The 19,135-nt window shown below is 75.3% G+C and carries 14 protein-coding genes and 1 pseudogene; 9 read left to right on the top strand and 6 right to left on the bottom strand.

Annotated features, from left to right (window positions below; genetic code table 11):
* Positions 1 to 142: 142 nt before the first annotated feature.
* From ACH4T9_RS15470 to ACH4T9_RS15485, 4 genes are all read right to left on the bottom strand, one after another.
* Positions 143 to 1,354: a hypothetical protein gene (locus tag ACH4T9_RS15470; protein WP_396672747.1), complete on the bottom strand. Its 1,212-nt coding sequence runs from the start codon at positions 1,352 to 1,354 to the stop codon at positions 143 to 145.
* 280 nt (positions 1,355 to 1,634) lie between these two features.
* Positions 1,635 to 2,984, bottom strand: coding sequence for an FAD-dependent oxidoreductase (locus ACH4T9_RS15475; RefSeq protein WP_396672746.1), 1,350 nt, complete (start codon positions 2,982 to 2,984; stop codon positions 1,635 to 1,637).
* Positions 2,985 to 2,999: 15 nt separating this feature from the next.
* Positions 3,000 to 3,350, bottom strand: coding sequence for a TcmI family type II polyketide cyclase (locus ACH4T9_RS15480; RefSeq protein WP_396672745.1), 351 nt, complete (start codon positions 3,348 to 3,350; stop codon positions 3,000 to 3,002).
* 208 nt (positions 3,351 to 3,558) lie between these two features.
* Positions 3,559 to 4,371 carry a BTAD domain-containing putative transcriptional regulator gene (locus ACH4T9_RS15485; protein WP_396672744.1) on the bottom strand — a complete coding sequence of 271 codons (813 nt, stop codon included), beginning with the start codon at positions 4,369 to 4,371 and terminating at the stop codon, positions 3,559 to 3,561.
* Positions 4,372 to 5,008: 637 nt separating this feature from the next.
* Here ACH4T9_RS15485 and ACH4T9_RS15490 point away from each other — a divergent pair.
* The 8 genes and pseudogenes from ACH4T9_RS15490 (at position 5,009) to ACH4T9_RS15525 (ending at position 12,847) form a co-directional block, all read left to right on the top strand.
* Positions 5,009 to 6,919: an acetyl-CoA carboxylase carboxyltransferase subunit alpha gene (locus ACH4T9_RS15490; protein ID WP_396672743.1), complete on the top strand. Its 1,911-nt coding sequence runs from the start codon at positions 5,009 to 5,011 to the stop codon at positions 6,917 to 6,919.
* Positions 6,920 to 6,948: 29 nt separating this feature from the next.
* Positions 6,949 to 7,368, top strand: a pseudogene (gene accB, locus ACH4T9_RS15495) (acetyl-CoA carboxylase biotin carboxyl carrier protein); the annotation flags it as partial.
* Between the two features lie 13 nt (positions 7,369 to 7,381).
* Positions 7,382 to 8,818 carry an acetyl/propionyl/methylcrotonyl-CoA carboxylase subunit alpha gene (locus tag ACH4T9_RS15500; RefSeq protein ID WP_396672742.1) on the top strand — a complete coding sequence of 479 codons (1,437 nt, stop codon included), beginning with the start codon at positions 7,382 to 7,384 and terminating at the stop codon, positions 8,816 to 8,818.
* The gene (locus ACH4T9_RS15505; protein ID WP_396672741.1) at positions 8,818 to 9,546 is read left to right on the top strand and encodes an SRPBCC family protein; all 729 of its coding nucleotides are present in this window, start codon (positions 8,818 to 8,820) and stop codon (positions 9,544 to 9,546) included. Before ACH4T9_RS15500 ends, ACH4T9_RS15505 begins: the two co-directional genes overlap by 1 nt.
* Positions 9,539 to 9,973: a cupin domain-containing protein gene (locus ACH4T9_RS15510; RefSeq protein ID WP_387017595.1), complete on the top strand. Its 435-nt coding sequence runs from the start codon at positions 9,539 to 9,541 to the stop codon at positions 9,971 to 9,973. Before ACH4T9_RS15505 ends, ACH4T9_RS15510 begins: the two co-directional genes overlap by 8 nt.
* Entirely contained in the window at positions 9,970 to 11,244 is a 1,275-nt protein-coding gene (locus tag ACH4T9_RS15515; RefSeq protein WP_396672740.1) for a beta-ketoacyl-[acyl-carrier-protein] synthase family protein, read from the top strand. Before ACH4T9_RS15510 ends, ACH4T9_RS15515 begins: the two co-directional genes overlap by 4 nt.
* Positions 11,241 to 12,530: a beta-ketoacyl synthase N-terminal-like domain-containing protein gene (locus ACH4T9_RS15520; RefSeq protein WP_396672739.1), complete on the top strand. Its 1,290-nt coding sequence runs from the start codon at positions 11,241 to 11,243 to the stop codon at positions 12,528 to 12,530. Before ACH4T9_RS15515 ends, ACH4T9_RS15520 begins: the two co-directional genes overlap by 4 nt.
* Positions 12,527 to 12,847: an antibiotic biosynthesis monooxygenase gene (locus ACH4T9_RS15525; RefSeq protein WP_161683984.1), complete on the top strand. Its 321-nt coding sequence runs from the start codon at positions 12,527 to 12,529 to the stop codon at positions 12,845 to 12,847. The genes ACH4T9_RS15520 and ACH4T9_RS15525 overlap by 4 nt, the downstream gene beginning before the upstream one ends.
* Positions 12,848 to 12,898: 51 nt before the next feature.
* Here the strand turns inward: ACH4T9_RS15525 and ACH4T9_RS15530 are convergent, their stop codons facing one another.
* Positions 12,899 to 16,486, bottom strand: coding sequence for a trypsin-like peptidase domain-containing protein (locus tag ACH4T9_RS15530; RefSeq protein WP_396672738.1), 3,588 nt, complete (start codon positions 16,484 to 16,486; stop codon positions 12,899 to 12,901).
* A gap of 497 nt (positions 16,487 to 16,983) precedes the next feature.
* Here ACH4T9_RS15530 and ACH4T9_RS15535 point away from each other — a divergent pair, with 497 nt between their 5' ends.
* On the top strand, positions 16,984 to 18,354 hold the full coding sequence (locus ACH4T9_RS15535) for a class I adenylate-forming enzyme family protein (RefSeq protein ID WP_396673050.1): 1,371 nt from the start codon (positions 16,984 to 16,986) through the stop codon (positions 18,352 to 18,354).
* A 50-nt stretch (positions 18,355 to 18,404) separates the two neighbouring features.
* Here ACH4T9_RS15535 and ACH4T9_RS15540 read toward each other — a convergent pair whose 3' ends face one another.
* Positions 18,405 to 19,127 carry a 4'-phosphopantetheinyl transferase family protein gene (locus tag ACH4T9_RS15540; RefSeq protein WP_396672737.1) on the bottom strand — a complete coding sequence of 241 codons (723 nt, stop codon included), beginning with the start codon at positions 19,125 to 19,127 and terminating at the stop codon, positions 18,405 to 18,407.
* Positions 19,128 to 19,135 lie beyond the last annotated feature (8 nt).

Genomic DNA, 19,135 nt, shown 5'->3' on the forward strand with positions numbered 1-19,135 from the left:
GCCGAATGCGGCCGGGTTGCCCCGCCTACGGCTGACTGAGGCTGAACATGGTGCCGGCGACCAGCAGTGCCGTGATGACGAGGAACGGTCGGCCGCGCGCCGGTCGGTGGCCCCGCGCGGGGCCACCGACCGGCGTCGTCGGTCAGGACAGGTCGTCGGCGCCGACCGGTGCGGGGAGGATCCGGTCGGCCTCAGCCGGGGCGCCCGCGAGCACCATGGCCTGCTGGGGCCAGGTGGCCAGGCTCGACGTCCCGCGGAGGCCGGCAGCGCGGATCGTGTCCCGCAGCGCGGCCTCGTTCAGGTCGGCGAGCTGCCGGTAGGTGCGGATGCCGGCGTCCTGGAGCGCGGCGGCCATCTTCGGTCCGATGCCCTGGATGCGCCGGAAGTCGTCGGCGGTTGCGGAACCGGCTGCCGGCGTGGGGACGGGGGCCGCGTCCGGGGCCGACGGGCTGGCCTCCCCGACGCCGTCCCGGGACTCGACTCCGGCCGCCTCGGCGTCGCTGGGAACAACCGAAGTCGACTCGGCGTCGCCGGGAACAACCGGGGCCGCCTCGGCGTCGCCGGGAACAGCCGGGCTCGGCTCGGCGTCGTCGGCGGCGGCCCGAGGGGCCGGAACGACCGGCTTGGCGACTGCCGGGACCGCAACCGGGACCTGCTCTTCCTCAGTGGCCGGCACCGGAGCATCCTCAGCCGCCGGGGTCGCGACGGGAGCGGGCTCGGTGAGGGTGGCCTCGACCGGAGCCACCTGCGCGGGGGCGTCCTCGACCGGGGCGTCCTCGACCGGGACGGCCTCCGCGTGGGCGGCCTCGACAGGCGCGGCCTCGGTGCGGGCCGGGGTTTCTGGCGCGGCCGGGCTGGCCTCGTCGTCCGTCCGGCCCTCGTCGACGAACGGCTCGGCCTTCGGCGTTCCGTCGTCGAGGGTAGCGTCGGCCGAGAGCATGTCGGTCGTGACCGCGTCCACCGAGCTCGGGTCGGTGGCAGGAGCGGGGGCCGGGCTGGGCTCGGCGTCGGCGGGAACCCCTGTGGTGGCGGTGTCGGCCGGGGCGAAGACGGTCGGGTCCTTGTCGGCGAGGACCGCGCCCGGCCGGGTCGCCTCGGCGGTCTCCGGAGCGGGGGGGTCGACCACGGCGGCCGGGGCCGCGGCCGGGGCCACGATCGCCTCCGGCCGGTGCGTGTCGACGGTGGCCTCGGCGGTCGGGCCGGACACCACGGCCACCCCGGCGACGGGGTCGCCCTCCACGATGGGCGCAACGGTGGCCGGCGCGTCCTGCCGGCCGCGTAGCACCCATCCGGCCGCCGCGCCCAGCAGCAGAGCCAGGATCACGATCAGCCATTGCCCGAAAGTCGACGGCACGGCAAATCTCCCTCTTATTGAGTGTGGTCGGTGAAAAGTCGCGAGAAAAATCCGTCGCAGCTTCGCACACGCGCCGTGTCGGCGGCAGGGAGGACCGTGGGCTTCCAACGCTGGTGGGATGCTTCGCACCCTGGGTAGCGGCGGGGTGACTGAACGTGGTGCGGCGGGGCGTCCGCGCTCCGCCGCGTCGCCGGTCCCGCCGTCCACCGAGGGCACGCGAACGGACCCGGACAGCGCGGGCCCGGCACCGTCCTGCGGTGCCGGGCCCGCGCGGGCTGGGTCAGTCGGCCTCGCCGCGGTAGGTGTAGAAGTCGTCGACGAACCTGCGGCGCAGCGCGGGCACCCGGCTGGTGACGCCGAAGTAGCTGCGCGCCCCGAGCAGCGCGAGCCGGCCGATCACCGGCCGGTACAGCGCGTCGTCGCCGCTGGTGCCGCTGCTGCGCAACGAGTCGGCGACCCGGGCGAAGCCGTACGGGATCATCGCGGCCTCGTAGTCGGCGACGGCCTGCACCAGGGTCTTGTCGCCGGAGGCCGCCAGCCTGATCTGGCGGTTGAGCAGGGCGGCGTCGCGTAGGGCGGTGTTCGCGCCGACCCCGCGGCCCGGGGTCATGCTGTGGATCGCGTCGCCGATCAGGGTGACGGTGCTGCTCTTCCACGGTGGGACCGGCTCGGCGGTGGAGACCTTGACCGGCAGGGCGCTGCCCGGGTCGCAGCGGGCCAGCAGCTCGCGTAGCTGCGGATGCCAGCCGCGGGTGAGTTCCTGGGCGACCGCCACCAGTTCGCCGCCTCGTCGCCGCATGATGTCGGGGGGGAACCGGCGGGCGGTGCTCCACACGATGAGGTTGATGTTGTCGCGGGTGGTGTCGTGGCGCAGGCCCGGCCAGCGGCGCAACAGTGCGGCGTCGGCGTCGGCGACCCCGGGCTTGATCTCGCCGTGGCGGTCCCACTTGAACTCCATCACGTGCAGCACGCCCATCATCCCACCGGCGCCGAAGATCAGGGAGATGCCCTGCTGGAGCCGCTCCGGGATCAGCTCGCGCGTGTGGTCGGTCAGCGGGATCCGGGTGGCGATGTTGATCGTGCCGGCGTCCCGGCTGGCGGCGTGCGGCAGGTACTGGCGGCGGACCGCGGAGTGCGTGCCGTCCGCGGCGACCAGCAGGTCGCCGGTGGCGCTGCTGCCGTCGGCGAAGTGGGCGGTGACGGTGCCGTCGTCGCGTTGTTCGTACCGGGTGAAGGTCCGGCCGAAGTGGACGACGTCCTCCAGGCCGGTGAGCAGCACCTGGCGCAGGGTCATCCGTGCGACGGAGCGTTCGGTGTCGACCGGGTGGGCGTCCGGGCGCAGCTCGAACGACGCGGTCTGGCGCAGCCGCTCGGTGATGACGTTGAAGTAGCGGGGGGCGCGGGCGCAGGTGACGACGAAGGTGTCGAACAGTTCCGGCGGCAGGCACTCGCGCAGCGCCCTGCTGCCGGTGGGGCTGATGCCGACGCGGTAGCCGAGCAGGCCGTCGGCGCGGGTGGTGTGGCGTTCGTGCACCGAGACGTCGAGACCGGCCCGGCGTAGCCCGTGGGCCAGGCACAGGCCGCCGGTGCCGGCCCCGATGACCAGTACGTGTGGTGCCTTGGCTGACACGGGGCCGGCTCCGGCTCAGCCGACCGTGCCGGTCGTGCTGACCGACGAGGTGGCGTCCCAGCTGTAGAAGCAGCCGGCCATCGCGTCGCGCGGTGAGCGCCACGTCGGCAGATATGGCGAGGTGTGCGCGGAGAGCCGCTCGTTGACCTGGAGGTACAACGGGTGGCTGCGCGCCTCGGCCAGGACGTCGGGGTCGACGTCCTCGGTCTCCATCAGGTGTACGCACAGGTCGTGCAGGCAGTAGAGGGAGCGGTGCCGGACCCCGGTGAGGCCCGGTAGTTCCGTCGCGTCGGCTTCGGCGAAGATCTGCGCCACCCGCCCTTCCGCGCCGGGGATGATCCGGCTGACGATTAGTAGACGACTCATGGGACCCCTCCCGCCGGTGGTGCTCCTGAATCAGGTCGGGTGACCACGTGCACCGTTGCCGCCCACCTTTCCGGTCGCCCTGTCACGTCACCGTCACTGTGTGTGTGGCGATGGTGACGGGACCGCCGGCGGGAGCGGGATCAGCCGGGAACGAGAACGAGTCGGCCAACACCGGGTGTGGGCCGTGCGGGCGGGGCGTGGGCGCGGGTCAGCGCGGGCGGGGGCCGGTGCGGGGGAGCGGCTCGCGGCGTGGCTCGGGCGCGGCCGGCCGGGTGGCCCGCCGGATCGGTGCCAGCGTGTCGTGCAGCAGGGCGGACATGGCCGGGGACGGTTCCAGGCGCAACTCCCGCAGGAGCATGTCGCGGTAGGCGTAGAAGGCGTGCACGGCCTCGAACACGTTGCCCTCGGCGAGGTGGATGCGGACCACCAGCCGGTGCGGCGTCTCGCGCAGCGGTTCAGCCGCCATCGCCTCCAGCGCTGCCTCCAGGGCCTCGCCGTGCCGGCCCGCCGCGATGTGGTTGCGGGCCACCTGTTCCAGCATGTGCAACCGCAACTGGCGCAGTCGTTCCCGGTCCAGCAGCACCCAGTCCTCGTACCAGCCGGGCAGCAGGTCGTGTCGGCCGGCGGTACGGGCGGCGCTGGTGGTGCCCGGGTCGTCGCCGTCGCGTACCCGGGCGGCGGTGGTGGTCAGCTCGTCGACGTCGAGCCGGACGTGGGGGTGCAGGCGCGCGGTGTCGCCGGTGGTGACCAGCGGGCAGCACGGGTCCTGGCGCAGCCGCCAGAGCGCGGTCCGCAGGGAGGACAGGGCGCGCTCCTCGGGCGCCTCGGGCCACAGCAGGCCGGCGAGGTGGCTGCGGGTGGCGCCGGGGCGCAGCCCGATCAGCGCGAGGACCCGTTGCAGCCCGCGGGGGACGACGACGGGGGTTCCGTCGTGCAGCAGGCGGAAGCCGCCGAGCAGGTGCAGCGAGACCTGTGGGGAGGGGCCGTCCAACGTGGTCGGCGTGGGCGGATCAGCGGTCACGGCGGCACCCCCTGCACCGGACCTCGTCCGGACTGTCGTGTCCCGGTGCGGCGTGCCCGGGACGCCACTGTCGCCGGTGGCTCCACAAGGCACCGGACCGAGCGCCGCGACCACCGGGCTGGCCCTCTCGGAGATTAACCCCAGCGATTACAGTGAGTCAACATGCTGTCTGCGGTGGAGCGGGCCATGTCACCTGATTGACACCTTCCCAACTGCGAAAACTTGTCGTCACCGTCAGGTGATTCAAAGGTGCGGCATGGATTATTCACAGCTTGCATCAACGCACCGTCACCGCAGGTCGTGTCCGGTCGGGGGTTGGTGGTGACGCCGCTGTGACGGCCGCACGCGCACCGTGGCGGCAGTCGTCCCGCGTGACGAACGGGCCAGGCCACGTCCGCCACGCGCCCTAGGGAGGCACGTCCATGGATCGTTCGCTGATTGTCGCCCCGGTGGTCCCGGCCGCTGGGGTCTTCACCGGGCCCGGCGCGACGGAGCTGCCGCGCCCGGCCGAGTCCCGTCACCGGCCGCCGTGCCGGCCGTACGACCGCCACGTCCGCCCGGAGAATTCCGGGCAGCCGGGCCGGGGGCCGGGGGCGGGCTGCTGCCACCGCTGGGAGCCGACAGCCGGGCGGCGGCCGTGACCGCCACCATCGGGCAAGGGGAGCAGCTCTGGTCGCGCTGCGACGGGTGCGAGGCCCTGCTCTACCGCAAGCGGCTGCGGCGCAACCTGGACGTCTGCCCGGAGTGCGGCTCGCACGTCCGGCTCGGCGCGCCGGAGCGGCTGCGTCAGCTGGTGGACCCGTCGTCCTTCGCCGCGCTGCCGGACCGTCCGGACGACGTGGACCCGATCGGCTTCGTCGATGTGTTGCCGTACCCGCACCGGCTGGTGGCGGCCCGGGCGGCCACCGGACTGCCCGAGGCGGTGGTCTGCGGCACGGCCACGATCGGGGGCCACCCGGTGGCGCTCGCGGTGATGGACTTCCGGTTCCTCGGCGGCAGCCTCGGCTGCGTGGTCGGCGAGTTGATCACCCGTACCGCCGAGCGGGCGCTGACCGACGGCGTCCCGCTGGTGCTGGTCACCGCCTCGGGCGGGGCGCGGATGCAGGAGGGTGCCCTGTCGCTGATGCAGATGGCCACGGTGAGCCAGGCGGTGGCGGCGTTGCGCGAGGCGGGGCTGCTGACGGTGAGCGTGCTGACCGACCCGACGTACGGGGGTGTGGCGGCGTCGTTCGCCACCAACACGGACGTGGTGCTGGCCGAGAGCGGCGCGCGGATGGGCTTCGCCGGCCCCCGGGTGATCCGCCAGGTCACCGGGCGCGACCTGCCCGAGGGGTTCCAGACCGCCGAGTTCCTGCTGCGGCACGGTCAGGTCGACATGGTGGTGCAGCGGCGGTCCCTGCGGGCACGGCTGCTGGTGCTGCTCGCGGCGGCCCGCTCGGCCCGTGCGGACCGGCGTGCGGCGGACCGGCGGTTGGTGTGCCGGCCGGAGGCCGGGCAACTGATGCCCCGCCAGCCGGCCGCCGGGCCGGCCGGCCACAGCCGCGCCGGGCTCGCCGCCCCGCCGGGCCGTGCCACGAGCGCCGCGCCGGACGGTCGCGCCGGGGGAGACCCGCCGCCCGACCGGCCGGGCGGCGCTGCGGGCGACCGCGCGGCGGCGGGCCGCAGGGACGGGGATGACCGCACGGCGACCGGCCGCGGGGACGGGGACCGGGCGGGTGCGCGTGACCCGTGGGACACGGTGCGGACGGCCCGTCACCCGGGCCGGCCGACCACCCTGGACTACCTCGACATCGCGTTCGACGGCTTCGTCGAGCTGCACGGCGACCGGCTCGGCGCCGACTGCCCGGCCGTGGTCGGCGGGCTGGCCCGGCTCGGCGACCGGCACGTGATGGTCATCGGGCACCAGAAGGGGCACAACACCGCCGAGCTCGTCGCCCGTAACTTCGGGATGGCCAGCCCCGCCGGGCACCGCAAGGCGCTGCGGCTGATGCGGCTCGCGGCCCGGCTGGGCCTGCCGGTGGTCACCCTCGTCGACACCCCCGGGGCCGACCCCGGGATACGCGCCGAGGAGCAGGGACAGGCGGCGGCCATCGCCGAGAACATCCTCACCCTGAGCAGCCTGCCGGTGCCGGTGGTCGCGGTGGTCACCGGTGAGGGCGGCAGCGGCGGGGCGCTGGCCCTCGCGGTCGCCGACCGGGTGCTGATACTCCAGCACGCGGTCTACTCGGTGATCAGCCCCGAGGGGTGCGCCGCGATCCTCTGGCCGGACAGCTCCGCGGCCCCGCTGGCCGCCCGGGCGCTGCGGCTGACCGCGCCGGACCTGTGCGCGCTCGGCATCACCGACGAGGTCGTGGCGGAGCCGGAACCGGCGGCCCACGCGGACCCGGAGGCGGCCGGGGAGCGGCTGCGCCGGGCGGTGCTGGCGAACCTGACCCCGCTGCTCGACGTGCCGCCCGCGACGCTGGTACGCCGCCGCCGGCAGCGGTTCCGCCGGTACGGCGCGGCCCGGGCCGGCGGCGCGGGCGCGACGGTGGGGGTCGTCCGGTGAGCGCCGAGACGATGCCCGACGACGCCGTGCTGGCGGGGCTGCGCCGGCACGCCCGGGCCCTCGCCGCCGAGCTGGCCGGTCCGGTGCGCCGGGTGCGGCTGAGCAGCGGGCAGACCGCCCTGGAGGTGGAGTGGCACGGGGCGGCGGAGCCGACGCCCGGCGCACCCTCCCCGCCCACCGGGCCCGCGTCGGCGGGCGAGGAGACCGACCGTGCCGTCGTGCGGTCGCCGATCGTCGGCACGTTCTACCGCGCGCCGGAACCCGGCGCCGCGCCGTTCGTCGCGGTCGGGGACCTGGTCCGGGCCGGTCAGGTGGTCGGGATCGTCGAGGCGATGAAGCTGATGAACGAGGTCACGGCCGACCGGGCCGGCCGGGTGGCGGCGGTGCTCGCCGACGACGCGGCGCCGGTCGAGTACGACCAGCCGCTGGTCGCGCTGGAACCGGCCTAGGTCGGGTGGGGACATGTTCGAGAAGGTGCTGATCGCCAACCGGGGCGAGATCGCGTTGCGGGTGTTGCGGGCGTGCCGGGAGTTGGGCGTGCGGACGGTGGCCGTCTACTCCAGCGCCGACGCCGACTCCGCGGTGGTGCGGCTGGCCGACGAGGCGGTCCGGATCGGGCCGGCGGAGGCCCGGCGCAGCTACCTCAACGCGGCGGCGATCGTGGAGGCGGCCCGGCGCACGGGGGCGCAGGCCGTGCACCCGGGCTACGGGTTCCTCTCCGAGGACGCCGACTTCGCCGAGATCTGCGCCGAGAACGGGCTCACGTTCATCGGCCCGCCCCCGCGGGTGATGTCCGCGTTGGCGGACAAGGCCACCGCGCGGGCGTGGATGCGCCGGGCCGGGCTGCCGCTGCCCCCGGGCAGCGTGGAGACCCTGCCGACGGCGCAGCGGGCCGCCGAGATCGCCGCCGAGGTCGGCTACCCGGTGATCGTGAAGGCCGCCGCCGGCGGCGGCGGGCGGGGCATGACCGTGGTGCACACCCCGGGCGACCTGCCCCGGGCGTACGCGCGGACCCGGGCCGCCGCCCAGGCCGCCTTCGGCGACGACCGGGTGTACGTCGAGCGGTACCTGACCGACGCGCGGCACGTCGAGGTGCAGGTGCTCTGCGACGGCAACGGCAACGGCGTGCACCTGGGCACCCGGGACTGCTCGGTGCAGCGGCGGCACCAGAAGCTGGTGGAGGAGGCACCCGCCCCGTCGCTGCCGGCGGCCGTCGTCGACAGCATCGAGCGGGCCGCGCTCCGAGGGGTGCTGGAGGTCGGCTTCACCGGCGCGGGCACGGTGGAGTTCCTGGTGGACGACGCTGACCGGTTCCACTTCCTGGAGATCAACTGTCGGATCCAGGTGGAGCACCCGGTGACCGAGATGATCACCGGGATCGACCTGGTGCACGAGCAGCTGCACATCGCCGCCGGGGTGCCGCTGCGAATGCGACAGTCCGACATCCGCCCGCACGGCGTCGCGGTGGAGTGCCGGGTCAACGTGGAGGACCCGGACCGCGGGTTCGCGCCCACCCCCGGCCGGCTGGACCGGTTCCACCCGCCCGGGGGGCCGTTCACCCGGGTGGACACCCACGGGCGACCCGGCTACGTCGTCGGCCCCCACTACGACTCCCTGCTCGCCAAGGTCGCCGTGTGGGCGCCGGAGCGGGAGCTGGCGCTGGGCCGCCTGGAACGGGCGCTCGGCGAGTTCGACATCGGCGGGCCGGGTGTGCGGACCACCATCCCCTTCGTCCGGCGGGTGCTCGACGACGCCGCCTTCCGTAAGGGGCGCTACTCGACCGGCCTGGTCGACCGGCTGCTGCGGGCCGTCGACCCGGCCGACGACGCCGCGGCCGGTGCCGCCGCCCCGACCGCCGACGGCGCCGCGCCGTCCGGCCCCGACCAGAGGAGGAACTGATGACCGTCACCCACGGCCGACCGTTGACCACCGAGATCACCGAGATCCTGGTGGCGCACTGCGGCCTGGACGCCGAGGCCGCGGCCAGGGAACCGGCCGCGTCCCTGGAGGAACTCGGCATGGACTCGCTCGCCCTGCTCGAACTGTCCGCCGTGCTCGCCGACCGGTACCGGGTGCGCATCCCGGAGGAGGCCGGGCGGCTGAGCATCGACGCCGTCGCCGACCTGGTCGCCCAGCAGACCGATCCGCCCGGGCACACCGAGAACGGCATCGTCATCGCCGCGCCCCTGCCGCTGGTCTGGGAGCTGACCAACGACGTGGCGAACTGGCCGGACCTGTTCACCGAGTACGCCGCGGCGGACATCCTCGAACGCGACGGCCGCACCGTCCGGTTCCGGCTGACCATGCACCCGGACGAGAACGGCACGGTGTGGAGCTGGGTCAGCGAACGCACCACCGACTGGGAGAACCGCGAGGTGCGGGCGCACCGGGTGGAGACCGGCCCGTTCGAGTACATGCGCATCCACTGGCGCTACGACACCGAGCCCGACGGCACCCGGATGACCTGGGTGCAGGACTTCGCGATGCGCCCGCAGGCGCCGCTGGACAACGCGGGGATGACCGCGCGGATCAACGCCAACAGCCGCGTCCAACTCGCGGTGATCAAGGAACGGATCGAGCGGGCGGCCGGGATCCGCTCCACCACCACCGGAGGCGACGATGAGTGAGACCACCGACCAGCGGCCGGCGGCCGGCGTACCGGCGCACCGGCCCGTCGCCGGCCGGGACGTGCCGGCCGACCGGCGCCGCGGCGGCGAGCTGCGGGTGCTGCTCGGCCCGAAGACGGTCGGCAGCACCTCCGGGTTCATGGGGGTGGCGGCCCTGGCCCCGGGGGAGCGGATCGCCGAGCACTACCACCCCTACAGCGAGGAGTTCCTGTACGTGACGCGCGGGTCCATCACCGTCGACCTGGACGACCGCCCCGTGCCGCTGGCCACCGGCGAGTCCCTGTTCGTGCCGGTCAACGTCCGGCACCGGCTGCGCAACACCGGCACCGAGCCGGCCGAGGTGGTGTTCCACCTGGGCCCGCTCGCACCCCGCCCGGAGCTCGGGCACGTCGACACCGAACTGGCCGAACAGCGGGGCGCGTCGTGACCGCGCGCCGCACGGTGGTGACCGGCATCGGGGTGGTCGCCCCGGGCGGCGCGACCCGGGACCGATTCTGGAAGACGATCACCGAGGGGCGCACGGCGACGCGGCGGATCAGCTTCTTCGACCCGTCGCCGTTCCGCTCCCGGATCGCCGCCGAGTGCGACTTCGACCCCGTCGCCGCCGGGCTCACCGAGGCCGAGCGGCGACGCGCCGACCGCTACGTGCAGTTCGCGCTGGCCTGCTCGATCGAGGCGGTCGCCGACAGCGGGCTGGAGCTGACCGACGCCGAGCGGGACCGCGCCGGGGTGGTGCTCGGCACCGCGGTCGGCGGCACCATGGCCCTGGAACAGGAGTACGTCACCGTCAGCGACTCCGGCAGCCGCTGGCTCGTCGACCACGCGCGCGGCGGCCCGTACCTGTACCAGGCCCTGATCCCCAGCAGCCTGGCCGCCGACGTGGCCTGCCGGCACGGGCTGCACGGCCCGGCGCAGGTGATCTCCACCGGCTGCACCTCCGGCATCGACGCCATCGGGTACGCCCACCAGCTCATCGCCGACGGCGAGGCCGACATCGTGCTGGCCGGGGCGGCCGACTCGCCCATCTCCCCGGTCACCGTCGCCTCCTTCGACGCGATCAAGGCGACCAGCCCCGACAACGACGACCCGGCGCACGCCTCGCGCCCGTTCGACGCCGACCGGCACGGCTTCGTCCTCGCCGAGGGCGCGGCCGTGCTGGTGCTGGAGGAGTACGGGCACGCCCGCCGCCGGGGCGCGCACGTCTACTGCGAGCTGGCCGGGTACGCCAGCCGCAGCAACGGCTACCACATGACCGGGCTGCGCCCGGACGGGCTGGAGATGGGGCTGGCCATCTCGGCCACCCTGAAGCAGGCCCGGCTGATCCCTGAGCAGGTCTCCTACATCAGCGCGCACGGCTCCGGCACCCGGCAGAACGACCGGCACGAGACGGCGGCGTTCAAGCGGGCCCTCGGCGAGGCCGCCCGCCGGGTGCCGATCAGCTCCATCAAGTCCATGGTCGGGCACTCGCTCGGCGCGATCGGCTCCATCGAGATGGCCGCCTGCGCCCTGGCCGTCGAGTACGGGGTGGTGCCGCCGACGGCCAACTGGGCCACCCGCGACCCGGAGTGCGACCTGGACTACGTGCCGAACGTGGCGCGGGAGCTGCCGGTGGACGTGGCGCTGTCGGTGGGCAGCGGCTTCGGCGGCTTCCAGTCGGCGATGCTGTTCAGCCGAATGTCCGCGGATGTGGCCGGGTGACCGCCCGGGCGGTGGTCACCGGCATCGGGGTGATCGCCCCGAGCGGCGTCGGCGTCGACGCGCACTGGTCCACGGTGTCCACGCGGACCCGGCGCACCGGCCCGATCACCCTGTTCGACCCGGCGTCCTACCCCACCCGGCTCGCCGGTGAGGTGCCCGGCTTCGAGGCGCTGACCTGGGCGGACAACCGACGGCTGGTGCAGACCGACCGGTGGACCCACCTGGGGTTCGCGGCCACCCGGCTGGCGCTGGCCGACGCGGGGCTGCCCGAGCGGGCCCCGGACCCGTACGGGTACGCGGTCACCCTGGCCAGTTCCTCGGGCGGGAACCTGTTCGGCCAGCGGGAGTTGCAACGGCTCTGGGGCGGCACCTCGCGCACTGTCGGGGCGTACCAGTCGATCGCCTGGTTCTACGCGGCCAGCGTCGGTCAGCTCTCCATCCACCACCAGTTCAAGGGCCCGTGCGGGGTGCTGGTCAGCGAGTCCGCCGGCGGGCTGGACAGCCTCGCGCACGCGGTGCGCACCGTGCGCCGGGGCACCCCGGTGGTGATCGCCGGGGCCACCGAGTGCCCGCTGAGCCCGTACGCGCTGGCCTGTCAGCTTGCCTCCGGGCTGCTCAGCACGGAGGACGACCCGCAGCGGGCGTACCGGCCCTTCGACGCCGACGCCGCCGGGTACGTCCCGGCGGAGGGCGGCGCGGTGTTCGTGGTGGAGGAGCTGGGGCACGCCCTGGCCCGGGGCGCCCGGGTCTACGGGGAGGTCACCGGGTGGGGGTCCACCCACGACGCCGCGCACACCGCCCCCGACTCGGCGGGCGACCCCGCCCAGTACGCGCGGGCGATGCGGCTGGCCCTGGACCGGGCGGGGATCGCCCCGGACGACGTGGACGTGGTGCTGCCCGACGCGCTGGGCACCCCCCGCCACGACCGGGCCGAGGCCGACGCGCTGCGCGCGGTGTTCGGGGCGGGTGGAGTCCCGGTGACCACCCAGAAGCCGCTGACCGGCCGGGCCCACCAGGGCGGGTCGGCGTTGGACGTGGCCACGGCCCTGCTCGCCTTCGCGCACGACACGCTGCCCGCCTCCGCCGGCCCGGACCGCCCGGCAGACGGCTGCGACCTGGACTTTCTGCGCGAGCCGCGCCGGCCCGCCTCCCGGGTGGCGCTCGTCGGCGCGCGCGGGTTCGACGGTTTCAACAGCGCGCTGGTGCTGCGCGGCGCGGCGGGCCGCCCGGCGCCACAACCCCGCGGGGCGGCCGAGCCCGGCGTGACGAGAGGAGTGGACGGATGATCGAACAGCGGGCCCGGGTGGTGTTCCTGGTGCGGGTGCCGGACGAGCGCACGGGGGACTTCCTCCGCGCGTACCAGTCGATCCGGCACCTGGTCGCCGAGGGAACGCCGGGGCACCTGGTGGACCAGGTGTGCCGCTCGGCCGCCGACCCGGAGCAGTGGTTGATCACCAGCGAGTGGGTCAACCTGGCCGCGTTCGAGGCGTGGGAGCGCAGCGCGCAGCACCGGGACCTGGTGCGGCCGCTGCGCGAGTGCTTCAGCGAGGAGGAGTTGTCGCTGCGCTTCCTGGTCTACGCGCAGACGCCCGCCCTGGCGTGATCGGAGCCCGCGCGGGACGGGCCGGAGGGCGTGGCCGAGACCGGACTCGCCTCAGCCCGGGCACAGCTGTCCCTGGTAGGCGTCGTCCGGTGCGAGGTCGCGTACGGCGTCGTCGGTGTTCGGGTCGGCCAGCAGCCCGCAGAGCCGGTCCATCACGTCGTCGACGGAGTGGCGGCGCGTGCCGGCGGTCTCCGCCAGCCGGCGCAGCGGCGGCGGCTCCCCGGCCGCCGGGAGGGCGACGCCGATCGTGCTGCTGTCCAGCACCGCCACCGGCCCGTCCAGGCCCCGACCCAGCGGCAGCACCGCCCGCCACTCGCCGGAGTGGGTGCGGCGCTCGCCGGAGCGCTCCCCGTCGGGCAGCGACCACACGCTCACCTCGGGGACGGAGCTGGCGGACATCTCCCGGATGTCGCTGGCGGTGGCGCTGAGCAGGTCGCGCCGCCAGGACAGCAGCAGGGTCGACCCGGTCGCGTCCAGGGCGATGGCCCCGTTCCGTTCCTCCGGCCGCAGGTCGATCACCGGGGCCTTCGGGCGCAGTGAGGCGGTGTCCAGGACGCTCACCCGGGCGTTGTCGCCGGTGCGGTCCCACGTGGTGGCGGCGACCGTGCTCCAGTCCGCGCTCATCGCCACGTCGCTGATCCCGTCGACCAGGACCCGCCGGGCGGTCGTCCCGGTCAGGTCCGCGGCGGACAGGGTGATCGGCGGACGGGGCGTGCCGCCGTCGCCCGAGGGCATCTCGACCAGCAGCGCGCTGCGCCCGCCGGGGCCCAGCCAGAGCCTGGCGACCGTGCTGCGCCAGGCCAGGGTCACCCGGCCGCGTTCCGCCCCGGTGCGCAGGTCGTACAGGACGACGGTGTTCAGGTCCGCGCCCGGGTCGCCGGGCTTTCTGCTGCCCGGCGTCACGAGGGCGAGCACCTCCCCGGTGGGGTCGATGCTCATGGACCGCACCCGCAGGGCGGCCGCCATCCCGCCCAGCGGTACCGCGAGGCTCACCCGGTGCGACCCGGTGTCGTAGACCACCAGGCAGCCCAGCGCGTCGGCGAGCGACGAGGGCCGGCAGGCGGGGTAGTCGGCCGGGTCGGGTTTCGGCAGCCCCTCGTCGTCCACCGGCGCGCCCGTCCGCAGGACGGGCACGACCGTCTGGACGAATGCCACCCGGTGGCCGGAGCGACTGACCATGGGCCGGCCGGCGACGACGCCCGTCCGGGCCACTGAGGTCACGGCGCCGTCGCGGCGGACGGCGTCGGTCAGGTGCCACAGCGCGGGGCGGAACGCCGCGTCCTGCGTGACCAGGCGGGTGCCGTCGGCGCTGAGCTGCTGCGACAGGTCGCTGCCGAACCACTCGACGGTGGGCGGCTCGCCGGACGCGTCGCTGGGGGTGGGCTGTGCCCTGGTGCTCCGCGCGTCCGCGTAGTGCGGCAGCAGCGCGTCCACCCCCTCGTACCAGTCCGGGGCGCTGAATTTGAACGACACGTCGGGGTCGGTGCGCCAGGCCCGCAGCGCGAGCTGGTTCGCCCCGTAGCTGTCCACCGCCGCCCGAGTGCCGGCCTCCCTGACGAGGTCGGCGGCGGCGATCTCGGCACGCTGTTCGGCGGTGGTGCGCCACGCGTTCCCCACCGCGCCGACGACGATCACCAGGACGAGGAGGGCCGCGAGGACCCGCCGGTTCCGCCGGCGCAGGCTGTCGGCGACGAAGGCGCGCTCGGCGGGGGCGAGCTGGTCGCCGTGCGTGCCGGCCCAGCGCCGGGCGTCGTGCAGGTCCGCGCCGGTGAGCCGGCGCCGTCCCGCCGCGCCACCGGCCGGCGGGCCGGTCATCCGCATCCGCAGCACCTCCTGCCAGGTGCGGAACTCGCGGTGCCGGTCGGTGAGCGCGCGCAGCCGCTCCCACCGGGTCGCCAGCGACTCGTGGGCCAGCTCGACGCCGGGCGTCGCGCCGGTGGCCCGCAGCGCCAGCAGCCGGGTGGTGGCCAACCGCTGGGCGACCGCGAGCTGCGCGTCGTCCAGGTCGGCCAGGGCGGCGGTACGGCGCACCGACAGCCCGGACTCGGGCAGCGGCCGGGTGAGCTGGACCAGTAGTCGCTCCGCCGCAGCCCGGGCCGCCGGGTCGAGGTTGCCCCACACCCGCTCGGCGTAGCCGGCCAGCGCGCCCCGCACCCCGCCCAGCTCGTCGTACGCCCGGTGGGTGAGCAGCCCGGCGTGCCGGCGCTGCCACAGCTCGGTCAGCGTGAACTGGACCAGGGGCAGCGCGTTCGGCGCGTCCCGCACGTCGTCGAGGATCCGGTCGACCAGCCCGGCCTCCGCGCTCACCGTGCCCGTCCGGGCCAGCGGCCCGGTGACCACCTCGCGCAGCTGGGACGGGGTGAGTTCGGCGACGGTGGCCGGCAGCCAGCGGGCGGTCAGCTCCGTCATCGCCGGCTCGCGCAGGCACGCCCCGAGGAAGGTGTCCCGCAGGGCGAGCAGGACCGACACCCGCGCCCCCGGGCGCAGCGCCGCGCCCAGCGCATCGGTCAGGCCACGGCGGGCCGCCTCCGGTTGGGCGAGCACCTCCTCGAACTGGTCCACCACGAGGACCAGCCGGTCGGCGCCGGTGGCGGCGAGCACGACCGCCAGCACGTCGGCCCCGCCCCCGTCGGCCAGCCGGGCGGCCAGGGCGGCCACCCGGTCCACCCGGTCGACCGGGTTCCGGGCGGTGGTGGCCGCCCCGTCCGCCCGGTCCACCGGGTCCGGGTCGGTCAGCCGGTCCAGTGCCAGGGCGAGGGCGAGGAGCCCGGTGGCCGCGTCAGAGGGGCGCAGGACGGCGACGGCGAGGCGCGGCGTGCGGCGCAGCCGGGCGAGCACCCCGGCGTGCAACAGCGAGGTCTTGCCGACCCCCGACGGCCCGACCAGGCAGAGCACCGGCACGGACAGCGCCTGCCGGGCGAGCTGCTCCGCCTGCTCGGTGCGACCGAAGAAGAGCGCCTCGTCCTGCTCGCCGAACGCCCGCAACCCCCGGAACGGGGCTTCGCCCTCGGCGACCCGGGCCAGCTCCGGCCAGGCCGGCAGGAGCCGGTCGGTGGGGAGCAGGTAGCCGATCCGGGGCGGGGTGCCGCTGGCCTTCTGCACCACCATGCCGATCACGGCGTCGACCTCGGTGTCCCACACGGGTGATCCGGAGAAGCCCTTTTCCAGCGTGGACGGTCGGCGGTCGTCGCTGAGGATCTCCACCCAGCCGGTGGCGACCGCGCCGCCGGTGCGGCCGTACACCCAGCCGCCCATTCTCAGGGCGGCCGGGAAGCCCACCATGACCAGTTGGGCGTCGGAGAGGCTGCGGTGCCGGGCGAAGGTGAGTGGTCTCGCCCCGGGCGGGGGCGGGGAGAGCAGTCGGAGCCCGGCGACGTCGCCGGTGTGTTCGGGGGCGACCGGCTGCCAGGCGACGACCTCGGCGGTCAGCCGGCGGCCCGGGGCGAGCAGCGGGAAGTCCACCTCGACCGCGTCGGCGGGCGGGTCGCCGTCAGCCGGGCAGCCGAGTGCGGTGGCCACCACGTGGGCGGCGGTGAGCAGGTGACTCGGCCCGGCGAGGAAGCCGGCGCCGACCGGGGTGTCGCCCTTCCAGAGGCGGACCAGAGCGGCCTCGATCGGGAGGCGGCGCGTTCCGTCCACGGTCAACCCGTTCCCGTCGGTCGATCGGCAGGGGCCGGGCCGGCGGCGGCCCTCCGACCATCATGCCGGGTCCGCGCCGCCACGGGGACGAGGCCGGGCCGTGGCCTCGTCCCCGTGGCGGGCGGGCAGGCTGTCGGGGCCTCGTCCCCGTGGCGGCGGGCAGGCTGTCGCGGCCTCGGGCCCGTGCGGCGGGCAGGCTGCCGCCCCGGTGGGCCCGCTTTCCGGTGGGCAGGCTCACGCCCCCGCCGGACGCCGGGTGTACGCGGGCAGGCTGCCGCCAGCCACCGCGTCGCGGCCGATCCTGCCCGCCGAACCGGCCGACCGGCAATCGGGCCGGCCGACCTTTTTGATCTAGCCATTCGCATCTAGTAATGGTCTCGGCGCTTGTCGTAGTGTTCCGTCAGCACTCCGAAAGACGCACCATATTGGGCGGTTGTGCCCTATTCGATGCTGGGCGGTAGATCACAGTGAGCAAGGATCGTTCGGCAGAAGAATCCATAGTAGACGACGCTGCCTGGGTTGACGAAGTGTTGTTGGCCGGCCCGTCGACCGACGTTTGCTTCCGCCTGCCCGCCCCGGTGGACCGGGGGACCCTGCGCCGGCTGGTCGGCGAGGCCCAGGCCCGGCTCGCCGAGGCCGGGCTGCGTCCCGGCGGAGCCGTCGCGCTGCGGCTGCCTCCGTCGCTGGCGTACGTGGTGAACCTGTTGGCCACCTGGCGCAGCGGCGCGCAGGCCATCCTGCTGGACCACCGGCTCACCGACCACGAGGTGGAGCGCGCCCTGGAGCGGCTCACCCCGCAGGTCGTGGTGGCCCCGGTGCGCACCGGGCCCGGTGCGCTGAAGGTCTTCGTCGACGTGACCGAGGGCGTCACCGCCCACTCGGACCGGCCGGCCGGCAGCCCGCACGCGGTGATCCAGCTCAGCTCCGGCTCCACGGGACCGTCCAAAGTGATCGGTCGCAGCGCCGCCTCGCTCGTCGCCGAGGTGCGCCGCTACACCCGGATCGACGGGGTCGCGCTGCCCGGGGAACGGATCATCCTGCTGCCGTCCATGGTGCACGTGCTGGGCCTCGTGGGCGGCCTGCTCTACGGCCTGCACGCCCGGATCACGCTGGTCGCGCCGGACCGGCTCAGCGGCGACGCGGTGCTCGCCGCCGTCGCCGCCGACGACAGCCCCGCCACCGTGCTCGGCGTGCCCTTCCACATCGGACTGCTGGCCTCCACCCGGGCGACCGGCGCGCTGCCGCAGCTCAAGCGGATGACGACCGGCGGCGAGCTGGTCCCGGCGGCCGTCGTCGCCGCGTTCACCGACCGGTTCGGGGTGCCGCTGGGCAACATGTACGGGATGACCGAGGTCGGGGTGATCGGCACCGACCTGCACGGCCGGCACCGCCCGGCGATCGCCCCCGCCCCCGGCATCGAGGTGCGCGAGTCCGCCACCGGCGAGCTCTGGGTGAGCTGCCCGGAGTCGCCCTACGTCGGGCTCTCCGACCCGGACCGCTGGTCCGACGGCTGGCTGCACACCCGCGACGCCGGCACCGTCGACCCCGACAACGGCCTGGTGACCGTGCGCGGCCGGCTCGACTCCCAGGTGTCCGTGGGCGGGATGAAGGTCGACCTCACCGAGGTCGAGGCGACCCTCACCGGGCTGCCCGGCGTCGGCGCCGCCGTGGTGGTCTACGACGACGGCATCACCGCGTACGTGCAGCCGGACGGGCCGCTGTCGGAGGAGACGCTGGAGAAGCTGCTCGCCGAGCGTCTCGCCGGCTACAAGCGGCCCCGGACGCTGCACCTGCTCGACCGGCTGCCCCGGACCACCACCGGCAAGCTGGTCCGTTCGACCCAGGCGCTGCGGGCGGCCACGCCGTGACCAGCCCGCTCCGGCGGTCCTCCGTCGCGCCCTCGACACTGACTGATCAATCAGTCGGCGACGATCTCGACCCCGTCGACCGGCCCGCCGACCGCCACCGACAGCACCAGCCCGCCGGGCCCCGCCACCGCGTCGAACGGCACCAGGCCGCCCGGCCCCGCAGCGGCGTCGAACAGCGTCGGGCCGCCGGTCGGGGCCGGGGCGGCGACCCGGTCACCGGCGGCGTCGCCGGTCAGCCGGGGATGGCCGACTTGCAGGCCGCCCGGCCCGGGGACCGGCCGCAGCAGGCCGCCCGGCCCGTCGGGCCGGGGCATCAGCCGACCCAGGCCGCCGTCACGCAACCCCCGGCCGAGTGCCTTGCCGACGGCCTCCTTGGCCGTCCAGAGCAGCAGGAACGCCTCGGCACGCCGCTCGGCGGGCCGGTCGGCCAGCCACGCGGCCTCCTCCGGGGCGTACCAGCGGCGGGCCAGCGCCACCGCCGGCAGTTCCCGGCGCGTTTCCAGGTCGATCCCGACCGGGCCGGCACGGCGGGCCGCGACCACCACGGCGTCGCCGGCGTGACTCACGCTGACCGGCAGCTCGGCCGCGTCACCGGCGCGGACGAACGGCCGCCCCGCGGCGTCGCGCCCCACCCGGATCTCCGCCTCCACCCGGCCGAGCAGCATGCCACCCGCGTGCCGCAACAGCCGCCGGGCCGCCTCCGGCCGATCGCCGGCGGTACGGCCGAACCACACGTACACGGTGTCCCGACCGGGCACCGCTGACTGGCTCACGGAAAGAG

The sequence above is a fragment of the Micromonospora sp. NPDC020750 genome, assembly GCF_044334565.1.
Taxonomy (GTDB): Bacteria; Actinomycetota; Actinomycetes; order Mycobacteriales; family Micromonosporaceae; genus Micromonospora.

Excerpts from the sequence above, each read along its gene's own strand:
- ACH4T9_RS15525 (WP_161683984.1), top strand. The coding sequence starts at position 12,527 with ATGATCGAACAGCGGGCCCGGGTGGTGTTCCTGGTGCGGGTGCCGGAC.
- ACH4T9_RS15510 (WP_387017595.1), top strand. The coding sequence starts at position 9,539 with ATGAGTGAGACCACCGACCAGCGGCCGGCGGCCGGCGTACCGGCGCAC.
- ACH4T9_RS15505 (WP_396672741.1), top strand. The coding sequence starts at position 8,818 with ATGACCGTCACCCACGGCCGACCGTTGACCACCGAGATCACCGAGATC.
- ACH4T9_RS15480 (WP_396672745.1), bottom strand. The coding sequence starts at position 3,350 with ATGAGTCGTCTACTAATCGTCAGCCGGATCATCCCCGGCGCGGAAGGG.
- ACH4T9_RS15500 (WP_396672742.1), top strand. The coding sequence starts at position 7,382 with ATGTTCGAGAAGGTGCTGATCGCCAACCGGGGCGAGATCGCGTTGCGG.